Origin of the sequence: Cesiribacter sp. SM1 (genome assembly GCF_020178975.1) — a bacterium.
Taxonomy (GTDB): domain Bacteria; phylum Bacteroidota; class Bacteroidia; order Cytophagales; family Cyclobacteriaceae; genus Cesiribacter.
The window spans coordinates 191,668-213,029 of the sequence record NZ_JAHXBU010000091.1 but is presented as its reverse complement, the minus strand read 5'-3'; the positions used below and the strand labels follow the sequence as shown (position 1 = coordinate 213,029).

Genomic DNA, 21,362 nt, shown 5'->3' with positions numbered 1-21,362 from the left:
AAGCATTCTTTTTTATGAATATTCACTATAAAAGATCATACTTTCTGCTGCTGCTTCTGCTGCTTGTTGCAGGCAGCAGCCGTATGGTGCAGGCACAAACCTACCAGGAGGGCCTGGCACTGCTGGACCGGGAGCAGGCAGGAAAAGCTCAGCAGCTTTTCAGAACACTTGCCGCCAAAGCACCAGAGCAGCCAGCAGCTTACTTTTACCAGGGCATTGCGCTGATGGAGCTTTCTAAGCCTGATTCTGCCGGCTTGCTTTTCCAGAAAGCTGTAGCGGCAGATCCAAAATCTGGTCTGGCACAGGCAGGTTTAGGTTACTGGTATCAGCAGAGCGGCAAAGGGGCAGAGGCAGCATCGGTCTATGAAAAAGCCCTGCAGCTCTCCAAAAGCAAAGATGCAGAGGTATTGCGCTGGTTGGCAGAAGCCAAGCTTCGGCAGGAAAAGCCAGCGCTGGAGGAAATACATGCCCTACTCGATAAAGCCCTGAAGCTGGAGCAACAGCCTGTTCTCTATATTCTGAAAGGCGATGCCCACCTGGTAAAAGGAGAGGGTGGCCCGGCTGTAAGTAATTATGAAAAAGCCCTGGCGCTGGATAAGAATAATGCAAAAGCTCTCACCCACATAGGCAGGTTGTACGCCAAAGCTAAAAACCTGCCACTGGCTGTGCAGTACCTGCAGCAGGCTGTTGCAGCAGATCCGGCGTATGCACCAGCGCATAAGGAACTGGGTGAAGCCCATTTCCAGCTGCGGCAGGCAAAAGAGGCTGCTGCCAGCTACGAACAGTACCTGGCCCTCACAGAAAACAAGCATACTGCCCGCATGCGTGGTGGCTACTTTATGTACCTGGCAAAGGAATGGACGAAAGCCAGCCAGCTTTTCAATGAAGTACTGGCGCAGGAGCCTAACAATGCAATTATTTTAAAATACCAGGCTTACAGCCTGCTGGAGGCAGAGCAACTGCAGCAGTCGGAGGAGGTATTTACAAGATACTTTGGGCTGGTGGCTGCAGCAGAACAGGATGCCATGGACCATGAGAAGTTTGCCCGCCTGCTGGTTAAACAGGGAAAACCGGCAGAGGCCATTCAGCAGTATAAGCTGGCGCTGCAAAAAGAGCCAGCACAGGCAGAAGCCCTGCAGGCCCTGGGTGATCTCCACTTTAAACAGAAGGAGTATAATTTTTCGGCAGAGGCCTATGAGCAGCTGCTTAGCCTGCGTAAGCAACCGCTGGCACAGGATTATTTTGCACTTGGCAGAGCTTACTACTTTGATGCCAGGTACCAGCAGGCCGACTCCACCTTCGGTAAACTGCTGGAGCTACAGCCCGAACTGATGGCGGCATCGCTTTGGAAAGCCCGTGCACAATCGAACCTCGACCCTGATTCTGAAAAAGGATTGGCCAAGCCTTACTATGAAAAGGTAGTTGAAAAAGCTGTTGCCGATGCTGCAAAGTACAAAAATGAGCTAAAAGAGGCTTATTCCTACCTGGCTTACTATTACTATGTAAAATCAGAACTTGCAACATCCAAAGACTATTGGGCAAGGGTAAAAGCCATAGATCCGCAGGATGCCAAAGCAACCAACGCACTAAAAGCGCTAAATCCGTAGTCCACTTCTATTCCATACTTAACCACAAACTATTCCTGACCACCATGAAAATAAGAATTCCCGAATCTGCTGACCCCCGCGTGGTGATTATTGGCGGAGGCTTTGGAGGGCTGAACCTGGCCAAAAAGCTAAGGAATAAGCCATACCAGGTAGTGCTCATCGATAAACATAACTACCATACCTTTCAGCCGCTGCTCTACCAGGTGGCTACAGGAGGCCTGGAGCCCGATTCTATCGGTACTGCGTATCGCAACATCTTTGAAAAAAGCAGCAACATCTTCTTCAGGATGGCCGAAACCCTTGAAATAGATCCTAAACATAAGAAGGTGCATACTTCTATCGGTACCATTGGTTATGATTTTCTGGTAATTGCCACCGGTGCCAAAACCAACTTCTTTGGTATGGAGGAAGTGGAGCAGAATGCCATGGCCATGAAGAGCCTGCCCCAGGCACTCGACCTGCGCAGCCTTTTTTTGCAAAACCTGGAGAAAGCCGTGAACCTGGAGTATGGCGATGAGCAGGAAAGCCTGATGGATATTGTAGTGGTTGGCGGTGGTCCTACCGGCGTAGAAACAGCAGGCGCACTGGCAGAACTTAAGCGCCATGTGTTTCCGGATGAGTTTGGGGAGCTCGACTTCAAGATTATGGATATTCACCTGGTAGAGGCTGGTCCGCGCCTGCTGGGTACCATGTCGGAGAAGGCCTCTGAAAAAACCAAAAAGTACCTGGAGGAGCTGGGGGTGATGGTGAGCCTCAACACTGGCCTTACCTCATATGATGGCAAAGTAGCCAAATTCAACAACGGGCTTGAGATCCCTACCAAATCACTTATCTGGACAGCAGGAGTAAAAGGAAACCCCATTCAGGGTGTGCCGCCAGAGCTGATGGTTAGGGGCAACCGCATTAAAGTGGATGAGTTTTTACGCGTACCCGGCCTTGATGATGTGTTTGCCATTGGCGATGTGGCTGCCATGCACTGCAAGGGCAAGCTGGATCCTCAGCCCATGGTTGCTCCTGCGGCCATTCAGCATGGGCAGTATCTGGCGGATATGTTGCTGCGCATCAGGAAGAATAAGCCCATTGGTATTTTTCAGTACCAGGATAAAGGCTCCATGGCTACCATTGGGCGCAACAAAGCAGTGGTAGACCTGGGCAAGCTACGCTTTCAGGGCGTATTTGCCTGGTTTGTGTGGATGTTCGTGCACCTGATGTACCTGGTGGGTTTCCGGAACAGGCTGGTGGTATTCGTAAACTGGGCCTGGAACTACCTAAGCTACGACAAGGGACTGCAGCTCATCATACGACCGTTCATGAAAATCCCAAAAGATAAAGCGCCGCTGGCACAAGAGATCCCCGCATAATCAGCTTAAACAATGATGGTATTAAAATCGAAGGTTGTTGCATTTACCATGCTGCTGCTAGTAACGCAGGCAGCGCTGTTTGTTGTCATTGAACTGCTTTGGGCAGGTATACTGCCTAAAGAAGCCCTGATCCTGAGCCGCTGGCTGGGTGTGGCCGGGGTTACACTTTACTGCCTGAGGAAAGCATCGCTTACCACCTGGATTTTTGGCAGCATGGTGATCGGAGCAACCTTTGGTTACGATTTTCCCCATGTGGCCGTAGAGCTGAAGGTGTTGAGCCAGGTGTTTCTGCGCCTGATCAAAACCATTATTGCACCCCTTTTATTCGGTACGCTGGTGGTGGGGATTGCAGGCCACTCTAACCTGAAGCAGGTGGGGCGCATGGGCTGGAAGTCCCTGCTGTATTTTGAGGTAGTAACGACCATTGCCCTGGTGGTGGGGCTTATTGCCATTAACATATCCAAGGCAGGCGTAGGCATCGATCTGCCAGCAGGCGAAGTGCCCCTGGAGGCAAAAGCACAGGGTTGGGAAGAGGTGATTCTGCATGTTTTTCCAGAAAACATTGCCAAATCAATTTTCGAGGGGCAGATCCTGCAGATCGTAATCTTCAGCATCTTGTTTGGTATTGGCCTGGCCATGATTGCAGACGATAAAAAGAAACACACCCTGCTGGCTTTTGCCGAGAGCCTGTCGGAGGCCATGTTCAACTTTACCCGTGTGATCATGTACTTTGCCCCTGTTGGCGTGGGAGCAGCCATTGCTTTTACCGTTGGTGAGATGGGCCTGGGCATTCTGGTGAACCTCTTTAAACTGCTGGCTACGCTGTATGTGGCCCTGGGTATCTTCCTGCTGGGAGTGCTGTTGCCAATAGCGCTGGCACTTAAAATTCCTATCCGTAAGTTTATCAGAGCTATATCTGAGCCGGTGTCCATTGCTTTTGCCACCACCAGCTCAGAAGCGGCCCTGCCAAAAGCCATGGAGGCCATGGAAAAGTTTGGGGTACCCCGTAAAATTGTTGCGTTCGTAATGCCCACAGGCTATAGTTTTAACCTCGATGGCACTACCTTGTACCTTGCTTTGGCCGCTGTGTTTGTAGCCCAGGCAGCCGGGGTTGACATGAGCCTGCAGGACCAGATCCTGATGGTGCTAACCCTGATGCTTACCAGCAAAGGCGTGGCGGGTGTACCGCGGGCTTCGCTGGTGATCCTGATGGGCACAGCTGCAACTTTTAACCTGCCTATGGCACCTATCTTCCTGATCCTGGGTATAGACGAGCTGATGGATATGGCCCGTACCTCCGTGAATGTGATCGGTAACTGTCTGGCTACCTGTGTGGTGGCTAAGTGGGAGGGAGAGTTTGGTTTGGAAACACCACAGCCTGAAGCAGAAAAAGCGGTAGAAGTTGCCGCATAGTTTTAGAAGCAGAAATAACTCAACAGCAATATCATGCAAATCTTACTCTGGGCTGGATTTTTAGTGTTGGTGGCAATTTTTCTTGTCATCGACCTGGGGGTGTTTAATAAAAAGGACCACCAGATTTCTGCCAAGGAAGCCCTGGGGTGGACTGGCATCTGGGTATCGCTGGCCTTGCTGTTTGGTGGGTTTGTATACTACCTCTACGAAACCAACTGGATGCAGCTGCTGGCACCCGATAATGTACTGCTGTTCAATGGCAAAGAAGCCCTGCTTAAGTTCTATACAGGTTTCCTGATCGAGAAATCACTAAGCCTGGATAATATATTTGTGATGGCCATGGTGTTTGCCTACTTCCGCATCCCCTTAAAATACCAGCATGAGGTGCTGTTCTGGGGGATTTTGGGCGCCATGGTTTTTCGTGGCATCATGATCTTCGCCGGTACGGCACTCATTGCACAATTCTACTGGGTGAATTATCTCTTTGGTCTGCTGCTGCTCTATTCTGCCATACAGATGCTGCGTGCCAGGCACGAAGATGCAGATCTGCTCAACAGCCCGGTGGTGCGGTTCATTAAGAGGTTTTACAGTATCAGCACCCACCTTTCGGAGGGTAAGTTCTTTGTGATGGAAGGGGGAAAGCGTGCCGTTACCATTCTGTTTGTGGCACTTGTGGTGATTGAAACAACCGATGTATTATTTGCCGTAGACTCCATACCGGCCATATTTGCCATTACTACGGACCCCTTCCTGGTTTTTACCTCCAACATATTTGCCATACTGGGGCTGCGCTCTCTTTACTTTGTACTCGCCGATTTTATGGATCGTTTCCGCTACCTGAAGTACAGCCTTATCTTTATCCTTGCCTTTGTGGGGGTAAAGATTATGCTGGCTCATCATTATGCGTTCCCTACCATCTTATCTTTAGGGGTGATCATAGGAACGCTGATTGCAGGAATAGCAGCCTCTTATTATGCTAACAGGCGTGGTAAGCCCGCAGTGGTACCCTTTAGCAGCAGCGAACATGGCCTTCAGGCCCAATTATCAGATCGTGAACCCGTAGCTGTTGCCGTGGAGAAAACAGTAGTTAGCCCGGATAAAAAGCATATAGGCTGAGTAGAGGTAAATAATAAATTTTATTAGCCCTACAGGCCACTGATCTTTGTATTGAACATCAGAACCTCCTGCTATCTTTGTAGTTGTTGAGTTGACGTGCTTTACATCTAAATACATCAATGCTAAACTACATTTTTCTGATTGGGGGCATGGCCCTCATCATCTTTAGTGCCAACTGGCTGGTAGAAGGAGCCTCAGGCATTGCCAAAAAATTCGGTATTTCTGACCTGGTGATAGGATTAACTATTGTAGCCTTTGGTACCTCTGCGCCCGAGCTTACAGTGAATATTTTTTCTGCCCTGCAGGGTTCCACAGATATTGCCATAGGCAATGTGCTGGGCAGTAACATAGCCAATATTTTCCTGATCCTGGGGATTTCAGCCCTTATATACCCCTTGAGCATACAGCGAAATACTACCTGGAAAGAGATTCCTTTAAGTTTGCTGGCAGCAGTGGTGCTGGGCGTATTGGCCAACGATCAGCTGATAGACCGCAGCACTACCGGCAGCGAAGTATCGCGCATTGATGGCATTGTGCTGCTTTGCTTTTTCCTGATCTTCCTGGTATACACTTTTGAAATAGCTAGAAGCCAGAAAGAAGTAATTGATGAAACAATCAAACCAACGCCCTTTTGGAAAGGCTTTTTGCTGGTGGTTGTGGGCCTTTTTGGCCTCTATTTTGGTGGCCAGTACCTGGTGGAGGGAGCCATAAACATTGCAAGGGAGTTTGGGATGAGCGAGCGCCTGATTGGCTTAACTATTATTGCTATCGGTACTTCCCTGCCTGAGCTGGCTACCTCTGTGGTGGCAGCTTTTAAGAAAAAAGCCGATATTGCTATTGGTAATGTGGTGGGTTCCAACATCTTCAATATCTTCTTTATCCTGGGTATAACGGCTGTTGTAAAACCGCTGCCCTTTGTACCTGCAGCCAATTTCGATATTATGGCAACCATTGCGGCCAGCCTTTTACTCTTCCTGACTACCTTTACCCTGGGCAGAAAAAGTGTAGACAGAATAGAAGGAGGATTCTTTGTGCTGATCTACATCGGTTATATCGTATACTCCCTGGCAATGGGAAGCAGCCCAGCCTAAAAGCAGGCTGCTCCTTGCCCTGATCAGTTACAGATCAGGTATAAAAAAGCCGCCTTGGGCCCAGGTGTAGGAACCCGGCCCAAGGCTTTTTTTAGGCTTTGTCTACTGCTTTTGTCCGATAAGCTTCAGGTGCAGATCCACATTCGGGTAGATGTGATGTGCACCAAGATTAGGATCGGCAGCATAGTTCATGCCCCATTGGGTTCTGTCTATTTTCAGCTTGGCTTCTACCGCTAACTGCTCTCCATTAACTACAATTCTGGCAGGAAAAGAGATAGCAATAGCCTTGCCAAGCATTGTAAAGTCGCCGCTTACCATATAATTAGCACCTTCTACAGCACCTGCTACGGCCTTGGTAATGGGAGTTACTTTCCTGAAATCGAAGCTTGCCTCAGGATAGAGCGCCATGTTAAAGAAGTCAGCACTTTTCAGGTGGTCGAGCAGCACTGGCTTAATGTTGTCTGGCAGATCGAAGTTCTGAATAGAAGCAATGGGTATGATAAATCTTCCCTGTTTTACTTTTCCATTTACAATTTCAATGTTTTGTGCTGATACTGAAAAGGAGCCGTGATGAGCTGCATCGGGGCCACTTCCCCACCATTCTACTACAGATTTATCACTATCGAGGCTAAAGTTCTCACGGGCACTGTTTTCTGATCTGTTGTTTGATGGCTGCTCGGTGTCTGTTACGGCTGTGTTTGTTGTTAAATCTGATTTTTCACAGCTTGCAAAAATAATAGAACAAGCTGTCATGAGCATTACTAAGGACTTTTTCATGGTTTTTTGTTTGTTTTTAATGTTTGTTTGTTGATTAATTTTCGATAAAAGCAACAACGTTCTGTAGACTACCCCACTGGGGCAGCAGCTTTAAATGATAAGATTTGAATTTTTTACAAATGTACTACCAGTAAACAGGATAGATTTTGCAGATCTTGCGGTCTTGTAAAGTACAGTGTTTTGTAGTGTTTCCGCAGAACTTTTTTGGTGATGTTGCTTTAAGCGGGAAACAGCACTGTTCTAGTTTCTTTCCCGCTTAAAACAGTGGTTTTTAGTCTTGTGTGGCAGGAGACTGCCACTGGAAGAACCAGCTTTTTAATAAAGATTACATAATTTGAAGCAGATGATTATACTGCAAAACAAATACATACTTATCCAAGTCTTCTTGATTTAAATCAAGAAGTGATCTTTTGCCTGAAATTATTGTTTTCTGATGCGTTTGCCTGGCTACAGCAGCCTGCTGTTATGCTGAATAAGCGGAATTTTAGCCAGCATGATGCTGTAACTCCAGGTCCCACTGTGCCCAGTCGTGCAGGCAGCCTAGTTGTTGTATCAGTAAAGTAACATCCTCTTCTGTGGCTATTTTTTTTCCGGATTCCTCCAGTATTTCCAGCAGCTGGGTTGCTGATTTCTGGTATACAAACTGCACCAGCTCCTTTGGCTTGCCATAAGAAAAGTAGGCCCTGATCACCCTAAGATAATCTGTTAGCACTTCTGCGGCAGCAGCATCAAGCATTACCCTGTGAGCACCAAGGGTAGCCACCGCTTCTGCAGTTGCAGCATTGCCATCCACAACTACAGTAAGCTTTTCTACACTTACTGCCTGGGCTTTAAATAAGATGGATGGCTTGCGCATGCTGTTGATAATTGGGTGAATTAGGTAAAAAGCACACGGAAGTCTGTTTCCAGCCTGGAGGTCATAAAACTGATGAATTCTGCTGGTGGCGGACCCTGAGGTGGTACTACTGCAGGTATTTCGGTACTGGTGCTGAAAGCCTCAAAGTATTCGGCAAAGCCTCCGGGTGTTATCAGTGTCAGGAATCTGGCAGTAGGGGTTTGCAGGGCAAAATGATGAGGCACCATGCGCGGGGCAAACACAGCCTGTCCTGGCTTTGCTTTTATTATTTGTTCATCAATGTGGAAGTCAATCTCCCCATCGATGAGGTAAAAGCTTTCATCTTCTTTGGTGTGCATGTGCCGGGGTGGTTCAACTCCTTTGGGCAGGGTCATGTCCAGTAGTGCAAAACTGCCGCCATTTTGCTCTGGCGAAATCAATACTGAATAATATCCGCCCATATAGCTTCTGTATGCCACTGCTGCGCTTGTAGGGTTTGCTGTTTTGTCTGATGTTTGCATGTTTTGTGAATGTTTTAATTAACTTATAAGACAAAATTAGCAGCTTGCGGCTTTGGGTAATTGTATAAAAGCGACCTGTTTTAGTTTTTGTTGATTCTTTTACTGCAGTGGTGTTGTATTAAATACAAAAGGAAAATGTGTTTGCATCATTTTCCTTCCAGGTATTAATTACATAACTAAATGTTATAGCGCATTTGCCATGGCGGGAGTTGGCTTTTGCTTTACAAAGCACTGTCCGTGGGTAACGAAAAGTTCATTAGAGCTTTCGGTTAACAGCTTATTAGGACTTACCCCAGCCAAGCCTTTAAACTCTCTTGAAAAGTGAGCCTGGTCGTAGTAGCCTGCCTGGTAGGAGAGGGAGGTAAGTGACATGCCCGGTTCTGTCTCCAGCGAAGAAAATGCACTGTTGAGCCTGATGATCTTGCTCATTTCTTTTGGCGACAGGCCAATTTTTACTCGGAACAGGCGCTCCAGCTGGCGGGTGCTAATGCCCAGCTCGTGCTCCAGCCCTTTTATTGAAAGATTTCCATTAGAATCTTTCATCTGTTTGATGGTGTAATCTACATAATCAATGGCATCGTTCTGCTTCAGCAGCCGCTTTTCCAGGAATTGGTTCAGCTTCAGAATTCTTTCCGTGTCTGACAGAGACTCGTGCAGCTGATCCAGCAGCTCATGAACAGCCTTGCCCCAGACAGCTTCTAAATCCAGGCTGGGTACATTTCTGAACTCCTCCATGTTTACCGGCAGGAATTTATGCATGCCGCTGGACTTGAACTGAATTTTAATAAGGCGGGTGTGGCCGGTAAACTTTAGCCAGATAGGTTGAGTGAGCTGGCCAACCATAAAAGCCTGTCGGGTAAGCTGCATGGCACTGGTGGTGCCATTGAGGCTATACTCATGCTTATCTCCCCACAGAAACAGCATTGATGCTTTGCCGTAGGGAATCAGCCTCCAAACCTTAGACACATCAGTAGTCTTACGCCAGTCAATATCCACCAGCATATAGCTGTCGATGTACCTGCTAAGAAGGGCGCTGGGGCTGAATATCTCTGCTTTCATCAGGGCTTATGATAAACTTGTGTGAATACAAAAATAAAATGGCAGAGTAGTATACACTTGTACAAATGCGACATGGCCATTAAAACAATCGTCAGTACATTTTACCAGAATATTGAAAAAGAACCATGGTAGCTTCCTTAAAATAAGTTACAAACCAGCCGCTTCTGCGGGGTCTGCTGGTGTTTCCGTCATGTATAGTGTTGCGCAGGCTTAATTTGCCTGCTGTTTAAAAGCCAGAACTTTCAGGTGTATATCAACTTCGGGATAAATATGCCGGTTTTTAAGTGCGGGATCAGAAGCATGAAGCATACCCCATTTGGTACGGTCAATTGTAAAGCTGGCTTCTACGTCCAGCCTGTTATCTATAAAGTTGATTTTTGCCGGAAAAGAAATAGGGTGTGTATTCCCGATCATGGTGAAGTTTCCGCTTACCACTGTGTTGGCGCCTGCCACAGTACCTGCTGCCAGATGAGAAAGCGGCTCTACCTTTGTAATCGTAAAGCTTGCTTCCGGGTAGAGCGCCATATTAAAAAAGTCCTCGCTCTTGAGGTGCTTTATCAGCAGGGGTTTGGTTAACTTGGGGAGGTCATAATTCCTGATCGAAGCAATGGGGATAATAAAGGTGCCGCCTGTTACCTGCCCGTTTACCACCTCCAGGCCGGGGCTGTTCACAGCAAAAGAGCCATTGTGGGCGGTTTTGGGGCTTGCACCACGCCATTCTACTACGGAACTATCTGCATCTATGCGATAGCTGAATTGTTTAACCTCCTTGTGAAAGCCCGCCACCAGCAGGCTACCCGTGATCAGGAGCGCGATAAATGCTTTTTTCATCTTTTCTGAAAATGATTAACCGGACGCAGCTGGCTCCCTCTGGACACCAGGCAGGGGAGATGCTTTCTTGCTAAAAAGGGAAAAAAATGAGTATAGATTGTAATATTAGAACAAATATAGCAGTTCTGTTCTGCTAAGTGCATCACCCTCTGCAGGTTTTTTTGCCGAGGTCCGGGGAGTATCAGCAGTACCTGACAAGCAGCACCATAATAAATGAGGAATAAGACTTCTTTCGCTTGTTAAGTGCTGATGCAGCATGGTACTGATGCAGCGTAATGAATTAGGTTAAGGCTATGGAAGGCCTATCAGGGCTTCTACCACCCATTCTACCCATCCGGGCATCAGGCTGGAAGCCATGCCGCTGGTCATGGCGCCACTCATGTGGTTAAAAACAGATTTGGAATAATCTCTCTCGGCTTCAATTTCACCTTTGCGCAGGTTGCCCCACCGGGAGGGGTTGTTGTCTTTTATTACCACGTTATTGATCAGCCAGCTGCCGGCGTTCAGCAGAAAACCAGGATCACCGGGATCTTCTTTATCAATGAGCTGCATTTCCAGATTCTGGTATAAAAAGCGCATGTTGCCCTTCGCTATGTGCTCGGTAGCAGTAACATCAAAAGCTGCTTTGTTGATACGCCCGCTCTCCATCCTGATGAACATGATCTTTTCAAACAGGGGATTGAAGGCCCTGAACTTCATTGGCTCCAGGGAGCCCTGGTAGGTATACAGATCATCGGGATGGTCCATATGAAACCTGAACTTTACCTCGAGCAGGCTTTCGTCCATCAGGCGGGTGCTTCCATCTGCAGTAATAACATCATTTTCAGTGATCAGCAGGGAATCATTGGTTATGTTGGTGATCAGTAGTCTTGTGTCGTCCAGTGTTAGCACACCGGGTTCTGCTCCATCTGGCGATATTTCTGAATACACGATCTTTCCCTGCTCAACGCTCACAGTATCAATCTGAATAAGAAATGGAACCCCCCGTAGCATTCTTTGTAGGGTATAAGGCTGCCTTTCCGGGTCCTGCGTAACGCGGTTATCGCGATATATATCTATAACAGGATCATCGATATAGATTTTGGAAGCCAGTATTTCCTGCTTATTGAGAAAGGCATCAAGCTGAAATCCCTGCATTCTTATGCCTGGTACCCGCAGATCAATGCGGTCTGCGGCATACTCGAGCTTATCCTGGTATTCTTCTATCTTAAAGAGTGGCTTTAGCCGAATGCTGTCAATGGTGAGCAGCTGGTCATTCAGGTCAGTTCTCACCTCTCCAAGGCGGAATTCGTACAAACTGTCGGGGGTTAAAAAGGAGTAGTCTTTAACCAGTATGCCAATATCATCCACCCTGAACATTTCCAGCGGATCGGAGGCTTCCAGAGAAACCAGTCTGAACTCATCAAGGGCAAGAGAAACATGTTCAAGTGTCTGGCTTCTTTGTACGGTATCTTCCAGTACGTTTAACCTGAAGTACCCGTCTTCCAGACGGATACGTTCTACCCTGAATGTTTCTACTATATTATTTACCTGTTCCAGTGCCTGGCTTTGGCTGTTGTTCCCGCTGCCTGCTGCCAGTGCCTTGCTGGCTGAGTCTGCGGCCTTCTCCTCTGTACCCTCATCTTCATCAGATTCGGCTTTTTGATCTGTTCCGGCATTTTGCTGTTGCGTTACATTCTTATCCTGCAAAATGGCCACTTCTGGTTCTGTAAGCACCATTTCGTTTATGTTAAAACGGCCACTTTCGTAAGCGCGGATAAGGTCGAAACCGCTCATCCGGAACTTTTCTGCTGTTATATTGAAAAGGTTGCTGCTGGCTTCTTCAGGGTTTTCCTGCTTTATCTGCTCATGCATTTCTCTGTCTGAATCTACTCTGAATATACGGGCAGTAAGTGCCTCTTCCCGGCTGGAGTAATGCAGGCTATCCAGGGTAATGGTGTAGATGCTGTCAGGCGACTGGTAGGTGTAATCGCTGGCAGTTAAGGTCATTTCTTCTATAGGAAGTTCCTCATCCAGGCTGGCCATTTTTTCCGGGCTAAGATGCAGGCCGGTAACGGAGGTTGATACATGCTCCAGTAATTGTGTGCGGATAATTTCATCTCTTTCTTCACGATAGGTAAAGGTGCCGTCTACCAGGCTGATGGAATCTACGGTTAAAGGATTGAAAAAGCTGAACAGCATATCTGTTGCCTGTTGCTGGCCTTGTTGTGCGCTGGTGTCTGCTTCCACATCCCTGTCCATAGTAATGACCAGGTCCGGTTGGCGAAGGGTAATCTGGTTGATATCCATTCTGCCATTGTTCATGGCCCGGATGATGTCCAGCCCGGTAATCCGGAAAAGACGGGCAGAGAAATCAAGCAGGGTCTTGCTGGCTTCTTCCCTGCGCTTGAGCCTTTCGTTCTGTTGTAAATCTGAACTTAAATCAATTGATCTGGCTGTGAGTAGGGCTTCCCTGCTGGAATAGCTAAACCGGTCCAGGGTAAATGTCTGGGCCTTATCAGGAATCCGGTACTGGTAATCCAGGCCTGTTAAAGCTATGGCTTCCAGCGGCAGCCGTGGCTCCTGCTCATAAATGAACAGAGAGTCTATATGAATGCCGCTGAGCGTTAGCGAGCCATCTTCAAGCTTATGGCTTAGCATCACACCACTTCTGTCTTTTATATGCTGGGTGTAAAAAAGGTCCTGTGTTCTTATTTGCTTAATTTTAAGCTCTGTAATAAAGTCAGAAACTTGTTCGTAGGTGTTTTGGACCAATGCTTCAAGGTCTGGGGCGGGTACATTTTCTTCGTAGAGTACATCCAGTGCAGGGTTCGGTAATTCTATACTGCCTATGTCCAAAACTTTTGTCTGAAATGCCTGGAGCAGGTTCAGGTCTGTGATGCGGAAGCTTGGCGCTTTAATGTTGTAAATAGCAAAGATGCCTTTGCCAAGCTGCTTCAGGCTGTCGTTCTTTTGCCAGTCACCATCAACAATCAAAGAGTCAACCAGCAGGTGCTCTTCATGGCTGGAGAGTTCCATGCTGCCTACATCAAAAGTGTAAGGTGTTTGGGGATGCTGGTAGCGGTAGCCTTCAGCTATGAAAAGATAATCCTGAAGAGGCAGGCTGTCCCTGGGGTGAAAAAGCGTGGCGGAATCAATCTGAACTTTCTCCAGGCTTAGGTTGAGCTTGTCGAGCTGCTGAACCGTTAAAATTTCCTGGAACCTGGTGCGGTACAGCAGGCTGGCATCTGCTATGCGAAATTCTTCCAGTCCTATCTCTAGTAAATATTTAGAGGCCTGGTCGTAGAGTTGTTTTAAGTTAAATTCCTGCGTTTCTGCAGCAGGGATATCTGAATTTTCCAGAACCTCCAGTGCTGCATTTTCCAGCGTAATGTGTTCCATCTGCAGCTGTTTGCTGTGGTAAGCCTCCACTATATCCAAGCCTTCCATGTGCAGGCGGGGTACAGCTACACCAAAAAGCATCCGGCTGGCATCTGCTTTGGGCAAGGCTTTATTGGCTTCGTGGTCTGCTTTTACCTTTAAATCTTCCAGCAGTAGTTCTCCTGCTTTCGAGGAGTAAGTAAACTGCCTGAACCCAATGGTATACACACTGTCGGGTGTGTTAAAAGTATAATCTTTAAGTGCTATCCGGATATCATCCGCATCAAAAAAACGGGTATGGCCTGGCTGCTCAAGTTTTTCGAGGTCCAGCCCCAGGTCCAGCACGCGCAGCGACAAAAAGGGTATGCTATGTACCGGCTGGTTAGGTGCACCCCAAACCAGCTGGCGAATTGTGGCATCAGGGATGTCTATTTCGTTGATGTCAACAGATTGTATGAAATCTGATATTGGTTTTCCGCTGCCCTGCTGCTGTGATGTATTTGCTGTAGTTTCTGCTTTTTTATCTGCCACCACTGTTATGTCGGGGCTATCCATAAACACGGTTCCAATGCTTAGCTGCTTTCTTAAAATTGCATCTAACAAATTGATGCCGGCAATTTCGAACTCCGGTGTTTTTAGCGCAACAAGCATGGGGCTTGCCTCCCCGGCTTCACGCTGCTGGCGGTGTACGGCAGTATCGTAAGATAAATGCAGATTGGTAATGGTAACGGTGGTGGCAAGCAGGTTGATATCTAAATCCTCGAAGTCAAGATTGTACAAGCCTTCTGTATTTTGGGTTACCTGCTTTTTTATGAAACGTTCTGCGAAGGGTTCTAAGGCAGTAAGGAGTAATATTGTAGCAATCAATACAAGGCCAAACAGACACCCGCATATGATACCTATGATCTTTAGTATTTTCCGGCCAGTGCTTGTCTTTTCTTTTGATGACATCTAAAAGTGGAAGTAGTTTGATAGAAAAAAAGAGAGAAATGTAAACTACTCTCTCTTTTAGTATTACGTTGTGCTTTGATATTAAGATTTGCCTGAAGCCTTTTGTTTATTTATATGCAGGTCATGTTGTTCAATATTGAAGCATATTAATGGTACCTCCGGTAAAAGCTGCCTTCTTAGCTCTGAGGTCTACGGGCTAAAAGTGTCAATTCTGTTTTGATGTAGATGAGTTCGTAGATAAAGTGTCTGTTTTTGCTTTATTTACAGCAGTTTTATAAGTGGGATCAATCCCTTTTTTAGTCTGCGTATTTATGAGAATAGGATACCAAATACCTGCCCTGATGTTACTTGGCCTGGTAAGCTTGTTTGGCTGTAACAGTGAGCAGGCAGGCACACAGGCCGGTTCGGGTGCCGATACCACCGGCACAGAAGCGGAATATGCCCTTACCGGGGAAGAGCAGCAAAAAGCTGCATCAAATTTTTCAGCCTACTGTGCAGGCTGCCATGGCGGTAGTGCCAGCACTTTTGCCGACAGGAAGTGGAAGTACGGAGAACAGCCCGATGAGCTGTTTGCTTCTATCAAATACGGGCACCCCGATGTGGGTATGCCGGCTTTTGAAAAAACTTTTTCCGACCAGGAGATCAGGGGCCTGGTAGCTTACATACAGGAGGGCATGGAGCAGGTTGCCCAATACGCTTTTGAAGAAACAGCAAGCCTGCCTGCTACTTACCAGGCAGAGCAGTTTGCCTACAGGCTAGATACAGTGGCCATCGGTTTTGGGGAGGTGCCCTGGAGCATAGAGTTTTTACCCGATGGCGGTATGCTCATTACAGAAATTGGCGGAACCCTCTACAGGCGCACGCCCAATGGAGAAATGCAGCAGGTAAGCGGTACGCCAAAAGTACAGGCAGAGGGGCAGGGAGGTTTGCTGGATGTGGAGCTTCATCCTGACTTCAGCAGCAACAACCTGATTTATATTTCTTACTCGGCAGTAAAAGAAGAAGAGGGCAGTACCCTTACAACAACAGCAGTAATGCGGGCCAGGCTAAACGGCAATTCGCTAACCCAGCAAAAGGTTATTTTCGAGGCAGAACCCTGGTCCACTACCCGGCACCATTATGGCTCCCGCCTTGCCTTTGGCCCCGATGGTAATTTATTTGTTACTGTTGGTGATCGCGGTAACCATGATGAAAACCCACAGGACCTGCAGCGGCACCCGGGTAAAATTCACCGTATCAAGGATGATGGCAGCATTCCTTCCGACAACCCCTTTGCCGGGCAGGGAAATGCAAAAGCCTCCATCTATTCTTATGGGCACCGCAATCCACAGGGAATGGTTTTTCATCCCCAGAGTGGCCAGTTGTGGGAGCATGAGCACGGACCACGCGGTGGCGACGAAATCAACATTATCCGCAAAGGGCAGAATTATGGCTGGCCGGTTATTTCTTATGGCATTAACTATGATGGAAAGCCAATCACCGATAAAACAGAGCAGGAGGGAATGGAGCAGCCGGTGCAACAGTGGACACCTTCTATTGCTCCCTCTGGTATGGCCTTTGTAACTGGTAATAAGTACAAGGGATGGGAGGGAAGCCTGCTGTCTGGTTCGTTGCGCTTTCAGTACCTTAACCGCAGCACTGTGGATGGAACCAAAGTTACTGCTGATGAGCAGTTGCTGAAAAACATTGGCAGGGTACGGGATGTGAAAATGAGTCCCGATGGCTACATATACCTGGCAGTTGAGAACCCGGCCAGAATTTACAGGCTTGTTCCTGTAGAGTAGTAGGTTGGGTACGAGAAATATCAAAAGGGCGGTACATCTGTGTTGAGAGTACCGCCCTTTTTGTTTAATGTGCAGGTAAATTACTTATTAAGAGGTGCGCCAACCGGCAAGCCGCAGTCGTGGCCGGGCTGTCCGTGGGGAGGGTTAGTGCCCGGTGCTACAGTTCCCTGTACTGGCAGGGGTGCGAGGTTTGGCATAGGCAGGTTTGGTGCTGCCGGTGTATTCAGTGGAGCGCCTACTTCAATATCGCAACGGTGGCCGGGTTGTCCGTGGGGTGGGTTTAAAGGCCCGGCGTTTGCAGGTGCTGTTGTAACAGGTGCTGTACCAGGGGTAGCGCCCTCCTGTTTGCTGTTACCATCGGAGCAGCTCATGAAGGTGACAAAAGAAGCTAACAATAAGAGATTTATGGAAATTTTCATAATGAATGGGAATACTGCTTTTATAGATTGCGGGGTTTTACCGGCGCTGTGAGAAGGAGTAATTAGCTTTAGTCAGACGTAGAGGCCGGAGTTAACTTTGCTGTTTATAATTTTTCAAATATAATCATATTGAATGAGGATTGAACACTGCTTTTGGGTGTAGCGTTCCTGATTTTTGCCTGATGTAATTTATTTTTGCTTGTTCGTTAAAAATCAGTGTTCCTCCTTAAGTTACTGCAAACATCAGGCCGGAGAGATGCTGGTGTTCGTGCTGTTAATCTTCGTTAATCTTCCGCCCCGCTCTGCTTCAGAAATAGCTTATTGATAGGGATGGTCTGTATTCCCTTATAAAAGTGCAGGATGAGCCGGTAGCATGTGGGTGGTCAGTCACATCTATAAAAGCAGAAAAGCCGCAGGCACTTTTTGATAGTAGTGCTGCGGCTTCAATAACTCTGTTTCAGTATTACCAATCAGGCTCTGTTGAAGAACTTAACCAGAAGGTTAGTGGCAGAGGTACCACTTTGCTTTTCACCTTTTATGATTGAGTTAAAAAGCTTACGATCTGCTTCATTGCTTTCTGTGAGAAAATCTACCTGGTCTTTCGGCAGGTTTTTATAACCCATGTGCCAGGATGGAAAGGCACGTTCCTTAAGGGGACCATAACTTAGCAGTACAGCGTTTCTGTGCCGGGAGTCTTCCTTGATCAGGTCGTACAGTTTAATGATGTCCTTATCGCCTTCGAGGTACTGGATAAAGTGGTCATCGGAATGTAAGAGTACACCGGTAATATCTTTAGAGGGGTTATTACGCTTGCAGGATTCCAGTATGTTCTGAATTTCTGTGTCTGTGCAGGCTGGATTTCGCTGGCTTGTGTACACGAGCTGATAGAGGAAGTTCATGAGGGAGAAATGTTTTGGTTTTGCGTTTGTGTAATTATCTAATGCAAACTTAAAACATATATAAGCCCACTACAAGGGGAGGTAATAAATAGACTAATTCTATAAAAAAGCTTTAAAATACAATATTTGCCCTATAACGCCCCGCTATTCACTCCATTGCTCATTTCTACAATATTATTGTAAAAATCTTGTTTGACTAATGGTGTGATTAAATTATTAAACGTTATACATTTTTATGTAGGTATTTGCATGTATGTCGTTGTTTTCCGGCTGCCAATAGGCCTTGCTTTGCTGGCTTTCGCTCTTATTGTTGCCTCAATGCAAAAAAAGCACGGAAAAAGATCCGTGCTTTTTTGATTGATGATTGTGACTAAGCTGATTATTCTTTGTAGAGCCTTAAGCTTTTGCTGTTTACACCGTCGCTGATGTTGATGATGTACAGGCCTGGCTCAAGCTGCTTCTCGTTCAGGCTAAGTTTTATTGGGTAGCCTGCTGCTACCTGTATGGTTTTACTAAGCTTCTGCTCGCCTGTCATATTCACGAGCTGAACTTTTACCTTGCCGTTAAATTCATCACCAAAAGAGATGTTCACCCAGTCGGTGGCAGGATTTGGATATACGGCTGCCTGGTTAAAGGCTTGGGCCTGGCTGCTGCCAGCATCTGCGAGTGTATCGGCAGACGCTACGCGTGAGCTGCTGGAAACATCTGCATCAAGCCTTACTTCGTTAGAGAATGCAGAGTGGCCGGTGCCAATCTTGGCTCTGATTTTAAAGTAGTAGACATTGCCTTTGCTGATGCCAACGCCATAGCCGGTTTTGTTTGAGCCTGTGCTGCCCACCTGCTTATAGCTGCTGTTGTTGCCAACACTCATGAAAATCTCAAACCCTTTCTCATTGCTGCTGTTGTCCTGCCAGTTAATTCCGGCACTGCTCATATAAGCATTGGCAGATACATTCAGGTTGCTTGGTGCTTCCGGGTCTGTGGTACTGTCGGAATTTAGCGCTTCCTCTGCCTGGGGTTCATCAGCAGGGGTGGTGTTGTTGTTCTCTCCGCTGCCGGTAAAGAGTTTGGTATCAGGAATAGGCTTTTTGCCAATACCGGGGCCTTCATACTGTACCACCAGGGTCTCGCTGCTGATGTGTTCAAAGTAGGTAACCTTGATGTCGTGCAGGCCGGCCTCCAGCTGAACTGTACCGGATTTTTCGATTGCAGCATGCGCGCCATCGTTGTTCACTACCATGTTTCCGTTGATGAACAGCTGGCTGCCGTCATCTGACCTGGAGTAGAAGGTGTAGGTGCCTTCGGTGTCTATCAGGATCTTTCCTTCAAAAACAAAAGCAAAGTAGTTGTTCTGTGTTTTTGGAGAAAGGCTGAAGTTGCTGACCGTGCCGGTCTTTTCAGGTGTAAGGCGTGAGAAATCGGGCAGGTATTTCCAGGGATTACCGCTGCTGGTGCTGTAGAATTTATAGCTAAGGCCGTTAGCAGTTACAGGCTCGCCAGATGCTGGTTGTGGTTTTACCGTAACCTGTACTTCGTCGGAACTGCTGCTGCCTACATTATCTGTAGCTGTTAGCTGAAAGGTGTAGGAGCCTTCAACAAGGTTGGAGAGCTTCAGGGTAAGTGTATTGGCACCGCTGATGCTGGCAGAAGGGCCGCTTAGCTGGGTCCAGCTGCTGGAAACAATATTGCCATCAGGATCGCTGGCACTGCCGCTTAGGCTAAGAGAGCTGGTGGGCAGGGTAATATTTTGGTCGTTGCCTGCAGCAACCACAGGTGCCTGGTTATCGGTACGTACAGAGCCGCTGTACTCAAAAGCTCCATTATCGAAGGTGTTGCCCTGTGGGCGGGCATTTCCGTCATAATCATGCTTGAAGTAGCTCAGGATTCTGCCCTTTTCTATGGCCGGGCTCGACTGCTGTAGCCGGTAGTTGCCAGATGCGGGATCTACAAACTGTGCTTCCTTTACTGTAGGTACAAACGAGTTGTTGCTCTGTACATATTTGATATCACTGTGAATAACGTGAATGTACTGGCTCCTGGTGTAGTAGTTCAGGTGAAGAGTGCCCGGCGCTACCAGCAGGTTGTTGTAGAAGGTATTGCCAACCGAGTTGCGTGACTGCATCTTAATACAGTCTTTGCCCGGAGCAATTACCGTATTGTTGTGAACGTGGTTGCCGCTGTTGGGTAACAGAGCAGTTCTTTCGTCGATGAAAATTCCTTCTCCGCCAGACCTAACCACCAGGTTGTTGAAGAGGTACAGGTCTCCTATGCCAAAGCTACATATACCCAGACCGGCACCATCTATAATGCTGTTGTTGTAGTATTTTCCGGTACTGCCACCGCCAATCATAAGGCCGTTTACGTGAACCGGGTTAAAGGGATCCTGTCCGTATTTATAAATTTCATTGTTGTAAACTTCTACATCCTTGCTCGCAGAAGAAATCTGGATGCCATCGGCACCTGTGTTCTCCACGCGGTTGTTGTAAACACGCAGGCCTTCAATTACATGCGGGTACAATTTTCCGCAGGGGGTAGATTTACCGCCATAGGCCGAGCTGCCCAGGTACATGCCTTCGCCATGGGTATCATGAATGTAGTTATCGTGAATAGAGATGTTGCGCATGGTAAAGTTTGCGCGGTGATACTCGGTGTTATTGCAGTTTGGCTCAATCTTGGCCATGATACCGGCAAATCCTGCATCGGCAATTTCTACATGGTCTATTTCAAAATCGGTTTCAGAAAGGCCCATGGCGGTGCCTTTAGGGGCTGTTTTCAGCAGAAAGCCATACTTAAACCTGGAATCTCCTGTGCCTGTAACCCTGAAGTAGCGAGAGTTCTCTACAATGAAAGTGCCTTCCTGCGTGGTATTTTCAAACACTACCTGGCCGCCGCAGTTCTTGAAAATAATAGGCTGATCTTTGGTGCCCTTAAAACCGATAAGTTTAAGCCTGCCCCTTTTGCCGGCCTCTATACAAACAGTGCTGCCGGGTTTTATCTGCGGGTAATTTTCTGCCAGCATATAGCTTTGGCTGGTGCTGATGGTAAAATCGCAATCACAATTCTGTGCCTGAGCTGTAAAGGAAATAATAGTAAGGAGCACCAGGGTGATGCATGTAATGAATGTTCTAAAAATTTTAGAATAAGTGTAGGTGTGCATTGTACTGATCCTTGTGGGTTGAGGATTTAATAAAACTGATAAAATGTTTTGCCGGGCAGTTTGCAGGGGGCGCGCTGGTTGCAAATGGCTGATCGACAAGCTATTGAAACTGTGATGCAATATTAGGGCCTATACAGGCCCGAAAAAAAGATTCCGGCAATTATATGGCGGGAGCGTTAGA

At 47.3% G+C, this 21,362-nt stretch carries 15 protein-coding genes; 6 read left to right on the top strand and 9 right to left on the bottom strand.

The window, feature by feature from the left end; genetic code table 11:
- Window positions 1–14 precede the first annotated feature (14 nt).
- The 5 genes from KWJ01_RS18825 to KWJ01_RS18805 all read left to right on the top strand — a co-directional run bounded on the left by KWJ01_RS18825 (window position 15) and on the right by KWJ01_RS18805 (window position 6,588).
- A complete protein-coding gene (locus tag KWJ01_RS18825) occupies window positions 15–1,607 on the top strand; it encodes a tetratricopeptide repeat protein (RefSeq protein ID WP_224998576.1) in 1,593 nt (530 codons plus the stop codon).
- Window positions 1,608–1,651: 44 nt separating this feature from the next.
- Window positions 1,652–2,968: an NAD(P)/FAD-dependent oxidoreductase gene (locus KWJ01_RS18820; RefSeq protein WP_224998575.1), complete on the top strand. Its 1,317-nt coding sequence runs from the start codon at window positions 1,652–1,654 to the stop codon at window positions 2,966–2,968.
- Window positions 2,969–2,980: 12 nt separating this feature from the next.
- Window positions 2,981–4,381, top strand: a complete 1,401-nt coding sequence (locus KWJ01_RS18815; protein ID WP_224998572.1) for a dicarboxylate/amino acid:cation symporter — start codon at window positions 2,981–2,983, stop codon at window positions 4,379–4,381.
- A 33-nt stretch (window positions 4,382–4,414) separates the two neighbouring features.
- Entirely contained in the window at window positions 4,415–5,497 is a 1,083-nt protein-coding gene (locus KWJ01_RS18810) for a TerC family protein (RefSeq protein ID WP_224998570.1), read from the top strand.
- A 119-nt stretch (window positions 5,498–5,616) separates the two neighbouring features.
- Window positions 5,617–6,588 carry a calcium/sodium antiporter gene (locus tag KWJ01_RS18805; protein WP_224998568.1) on the top strand — a complete coding sequence of 324 codons (972 nt, stop codon included), beginning with the start codon at window positions 5,617–5,619 and terminating at the stop codon, window positions 6,586–6,588.
- A 102-nt stretch (window positions 6,589–6,690) separates the two neighbouring features.
- On the opposite strand, the gene KWJ01_RS18800 is transcribed toward KWJ01_RS18805, so the two are convergent.
- The 6 genes from KWJ01_RS18800 to KWJ01_RS18775 form a co-directional block, all read right to left on the bottom strand.
- Window positions 6,691–7,365, bottom strand: coding sequence for a YceI family protein (locus KWJ01_RS18800; RefSeq protein WP_224998567.1), 675 nt, complete (start codon window positions 7,363–7,365; stop codon window positions 6,691–6,693).
- A gap of 484 nt (window positions 7,366–7,849) precedes the next feature.
- Window positions 7,850–8,221: a hypothetical protein gene (locus KWJ01_RS18795; RefSeq protein WP_224998565.1), complete on the bottom strand. Its 372-nt coding sequence runs from the start codon at window positions 8,219–8,221 to the stop codon at window positions 7,850–7,852.
- 20 nt (window positions 8,222–8,241) lie between these two features.
- Complete coding sequence (locus tag KWJ01_RS18790; protein WP_224998563.1) at window positions 8,242–8,721, bottom strand: cupin domain-containing protein; 480 nt, start codon at window positions 8,719–8,721, stop codon at window positions 8,242–8,244.
- A gap of 183 nt (window positions 8,722–8,904) precedes the next feature.
- Entirely contained in the window at window positions 8,905–9,780 is an 876-nt protein-coding gene (locus KWJ01_RS18785) for a helix-turn-helix domain-containing protein (protein WP_224998561.1), read from the bottom strand.
- A 210-nt stretch (window positions 9,781–9,990) separates the two neighbouring features.
- A complete protein-coding gene (locus tag KWJ01_RS18780) occupies window positions 9,991–10,611 on the bottom strand; it encodes a YceI family protein (protein ID WP_224998559.1) in 621 nt (206 codons plus the stop codon).
- Window positions 10,612–10,902: 291 nt separating this feature from the next.
- Entirely contained in the window at window positions 10,903–14,922 is a 4,020-nt protein-coding gene (locus KWJ01_RS18775; RefSeq protein ID WP_224998557.1) for a hypothetical protein, read from the bottom strand.
- A gap of 311 nt (window positions 14,923–15,233) precedes the next feature.
- On the opposite strand from KWJ01_RS18775, the gene KWJ01_RS18770 reads away from it, so the two are divergent.
- A complete protein-coding gene (locus tag KWJ01_RS18770) occupies window positions 15,234–16,706 on the top strand; it encodes a PQQ-dependent sugar dehydrogenase (protein WP_224998555.1) in 1,473 nt (490 codons plus the stop codon).
- Between the two features lie 80 nt (window positions 16,707–16,786).
- Here the strand turns inward: KWJ01_RS18770 and KWJ01_RS18765 are convergent, their stop codons facing one another.
- From KWJ01_RS18765 to KWJ01_RS18755, 3 genes are all read right to left on the bottom strand, one after another.
- Window positions 16,787–17,125, bottom strand: coding sequence for a hypothetical protein (locus KWJ01_RS18765; RefSeq protein WP_224998554.1), 339 nt, complete (start codon window positions 17,123–17,125; stop codon window positions 16,787–16,789).
- Window positions 17,126–17,595: 470 nt separating this feature from the next.
- Window positions 17,596–18,024 (bottom strand): BLUF domain-containing protein, encoded by a 429-nt coding sequence (locus KWJ01_RS18760; protein WP_224998553.1) that lies wholly within the window; start codon window positions 18,022–18,024, stop codon window positions 17,596–17,598.
- A gap of 379 nt (window positions 18,025–18,403) precedes the next feature.
- Window positions 18,404–21,181: a PA14 domain-containing protein gene (locus tag KWJ01_RS18755; protein ID WP_224998552.1), complete on the bottom strand. Its 2,778-nt coding sequence runs from the start codon at window positions 21,179–21,181 to the stop codon at window positions 18,404–18,406.
- Window positions 21,182–21,362 lie beyond the last annotated feature (181 nt).

Bases quoted from the DNA above. Each gene is read 5' to 3' on its own strand.
- KWJ01_RS18825 (WP_224998576.1), top strand. From the start codon at position 15: ATGAATATTCACTATAAAAGATCATACTTTCTGCTGCTGCTTCTGCTG.
- KWJ01_RS18820 (WP_224998575.1), top strand. From the start codon at position 1,652: ATGAAAATAAGAATTCCCGAATCTGCTGACCCCCGCGTGGTGATTATT.
- KWJ01_RS18815 (WP_224998572.1), top strand. From the start codon at position 2,981: ATGATGGTATTAAAATCGAAGGTTGTTGCATTTACCATGCTGCTGCTA.
- KWJ01_RS18810 (WP_224998570.1), top strand. From the start codon at position 4,415: ATGCAAATCTTACTCTGGGCTGGATTTTTAGTGTTGGTGGCAATTTTT.
- KWJ01_RS18805 (WP_224998568.1), top strand. From the start codon at position 5,617: ATGCTAAACTACATTTTTCTGATTGGGGGCATGGCCCTCATCATCTTT.
- KWJ01_RS18800 (WP_224998567.1), bottom strand. From the start codon at position 7,365: ATGAAAAAGTCCTTAGTAATGCTCATGACAGCTTGTTCTATTATTTTT.
- KWJ01_RS18795 (WP_224998565.1), bottom strand. From the start codon at position 8,221: ATGCGCAAGCCATCCATCTTATTTAAAGCCCAGGCAGTAAGTGTAGAA.
- KWJ01_RS18790 (WP_224998563.1), bottom strand. From the start codon at position 8,721: ATGCAAACATCAGACAAAACAGCAAACCCTACAAGCGCAGCAGTGGCA.
- KWJ01_RS18785 (WP_224998561.1), bottom strand. From the start codon at position 9,780: ATGAAAGCAGAGATATTCAGCCCCAGCGCCCTTCTTAGCAGGTACATC.
- KWJ01_RS18780 (WP_224998559.1), bottom strand. From the start codon at position 10,611: ATGAAAAAAGCATTTATCGCGCTCCTGATCACGGGTAGCCTGCTGGTG.
- KWJ01_RS18775 (WP_224998557.1), bottom strand. From the start codon at position 14,922: ATGTCATCAAAAGAAAAGACAAGCACTGGCCGGAAAATACTAAAGATC.
- KWJ01_RS18770 (WP_224998555.1), top strand. From the start codon at position 15,234: ATGAGAATAGGATACCAAATACCTGCCCTGATGTTACTTGGCCTGGTA.
- KWJ01_RS18765 (WP_224998554.1), bottom strand. From the start codon at position 17,125: ATGAAAATTTCCATAAATCTCTTATTGTTAGCTTCTTTTGTCACCTTC.
- KWJ01_RS18760 (WP_224998553.1), bottom strand. From the start codon at position 18,024: ATGAACTTCCTCTATCAGCTCGTGTACACAAGCCAGCGAAATCCAGCC.
- KWJ01_RS18755 (WP_224998552.1), bottom strand. From the start codon at position 21,181: ATGCACACCTACACTTATTCTAAAATTTTTAGAACATTCATTACATGC.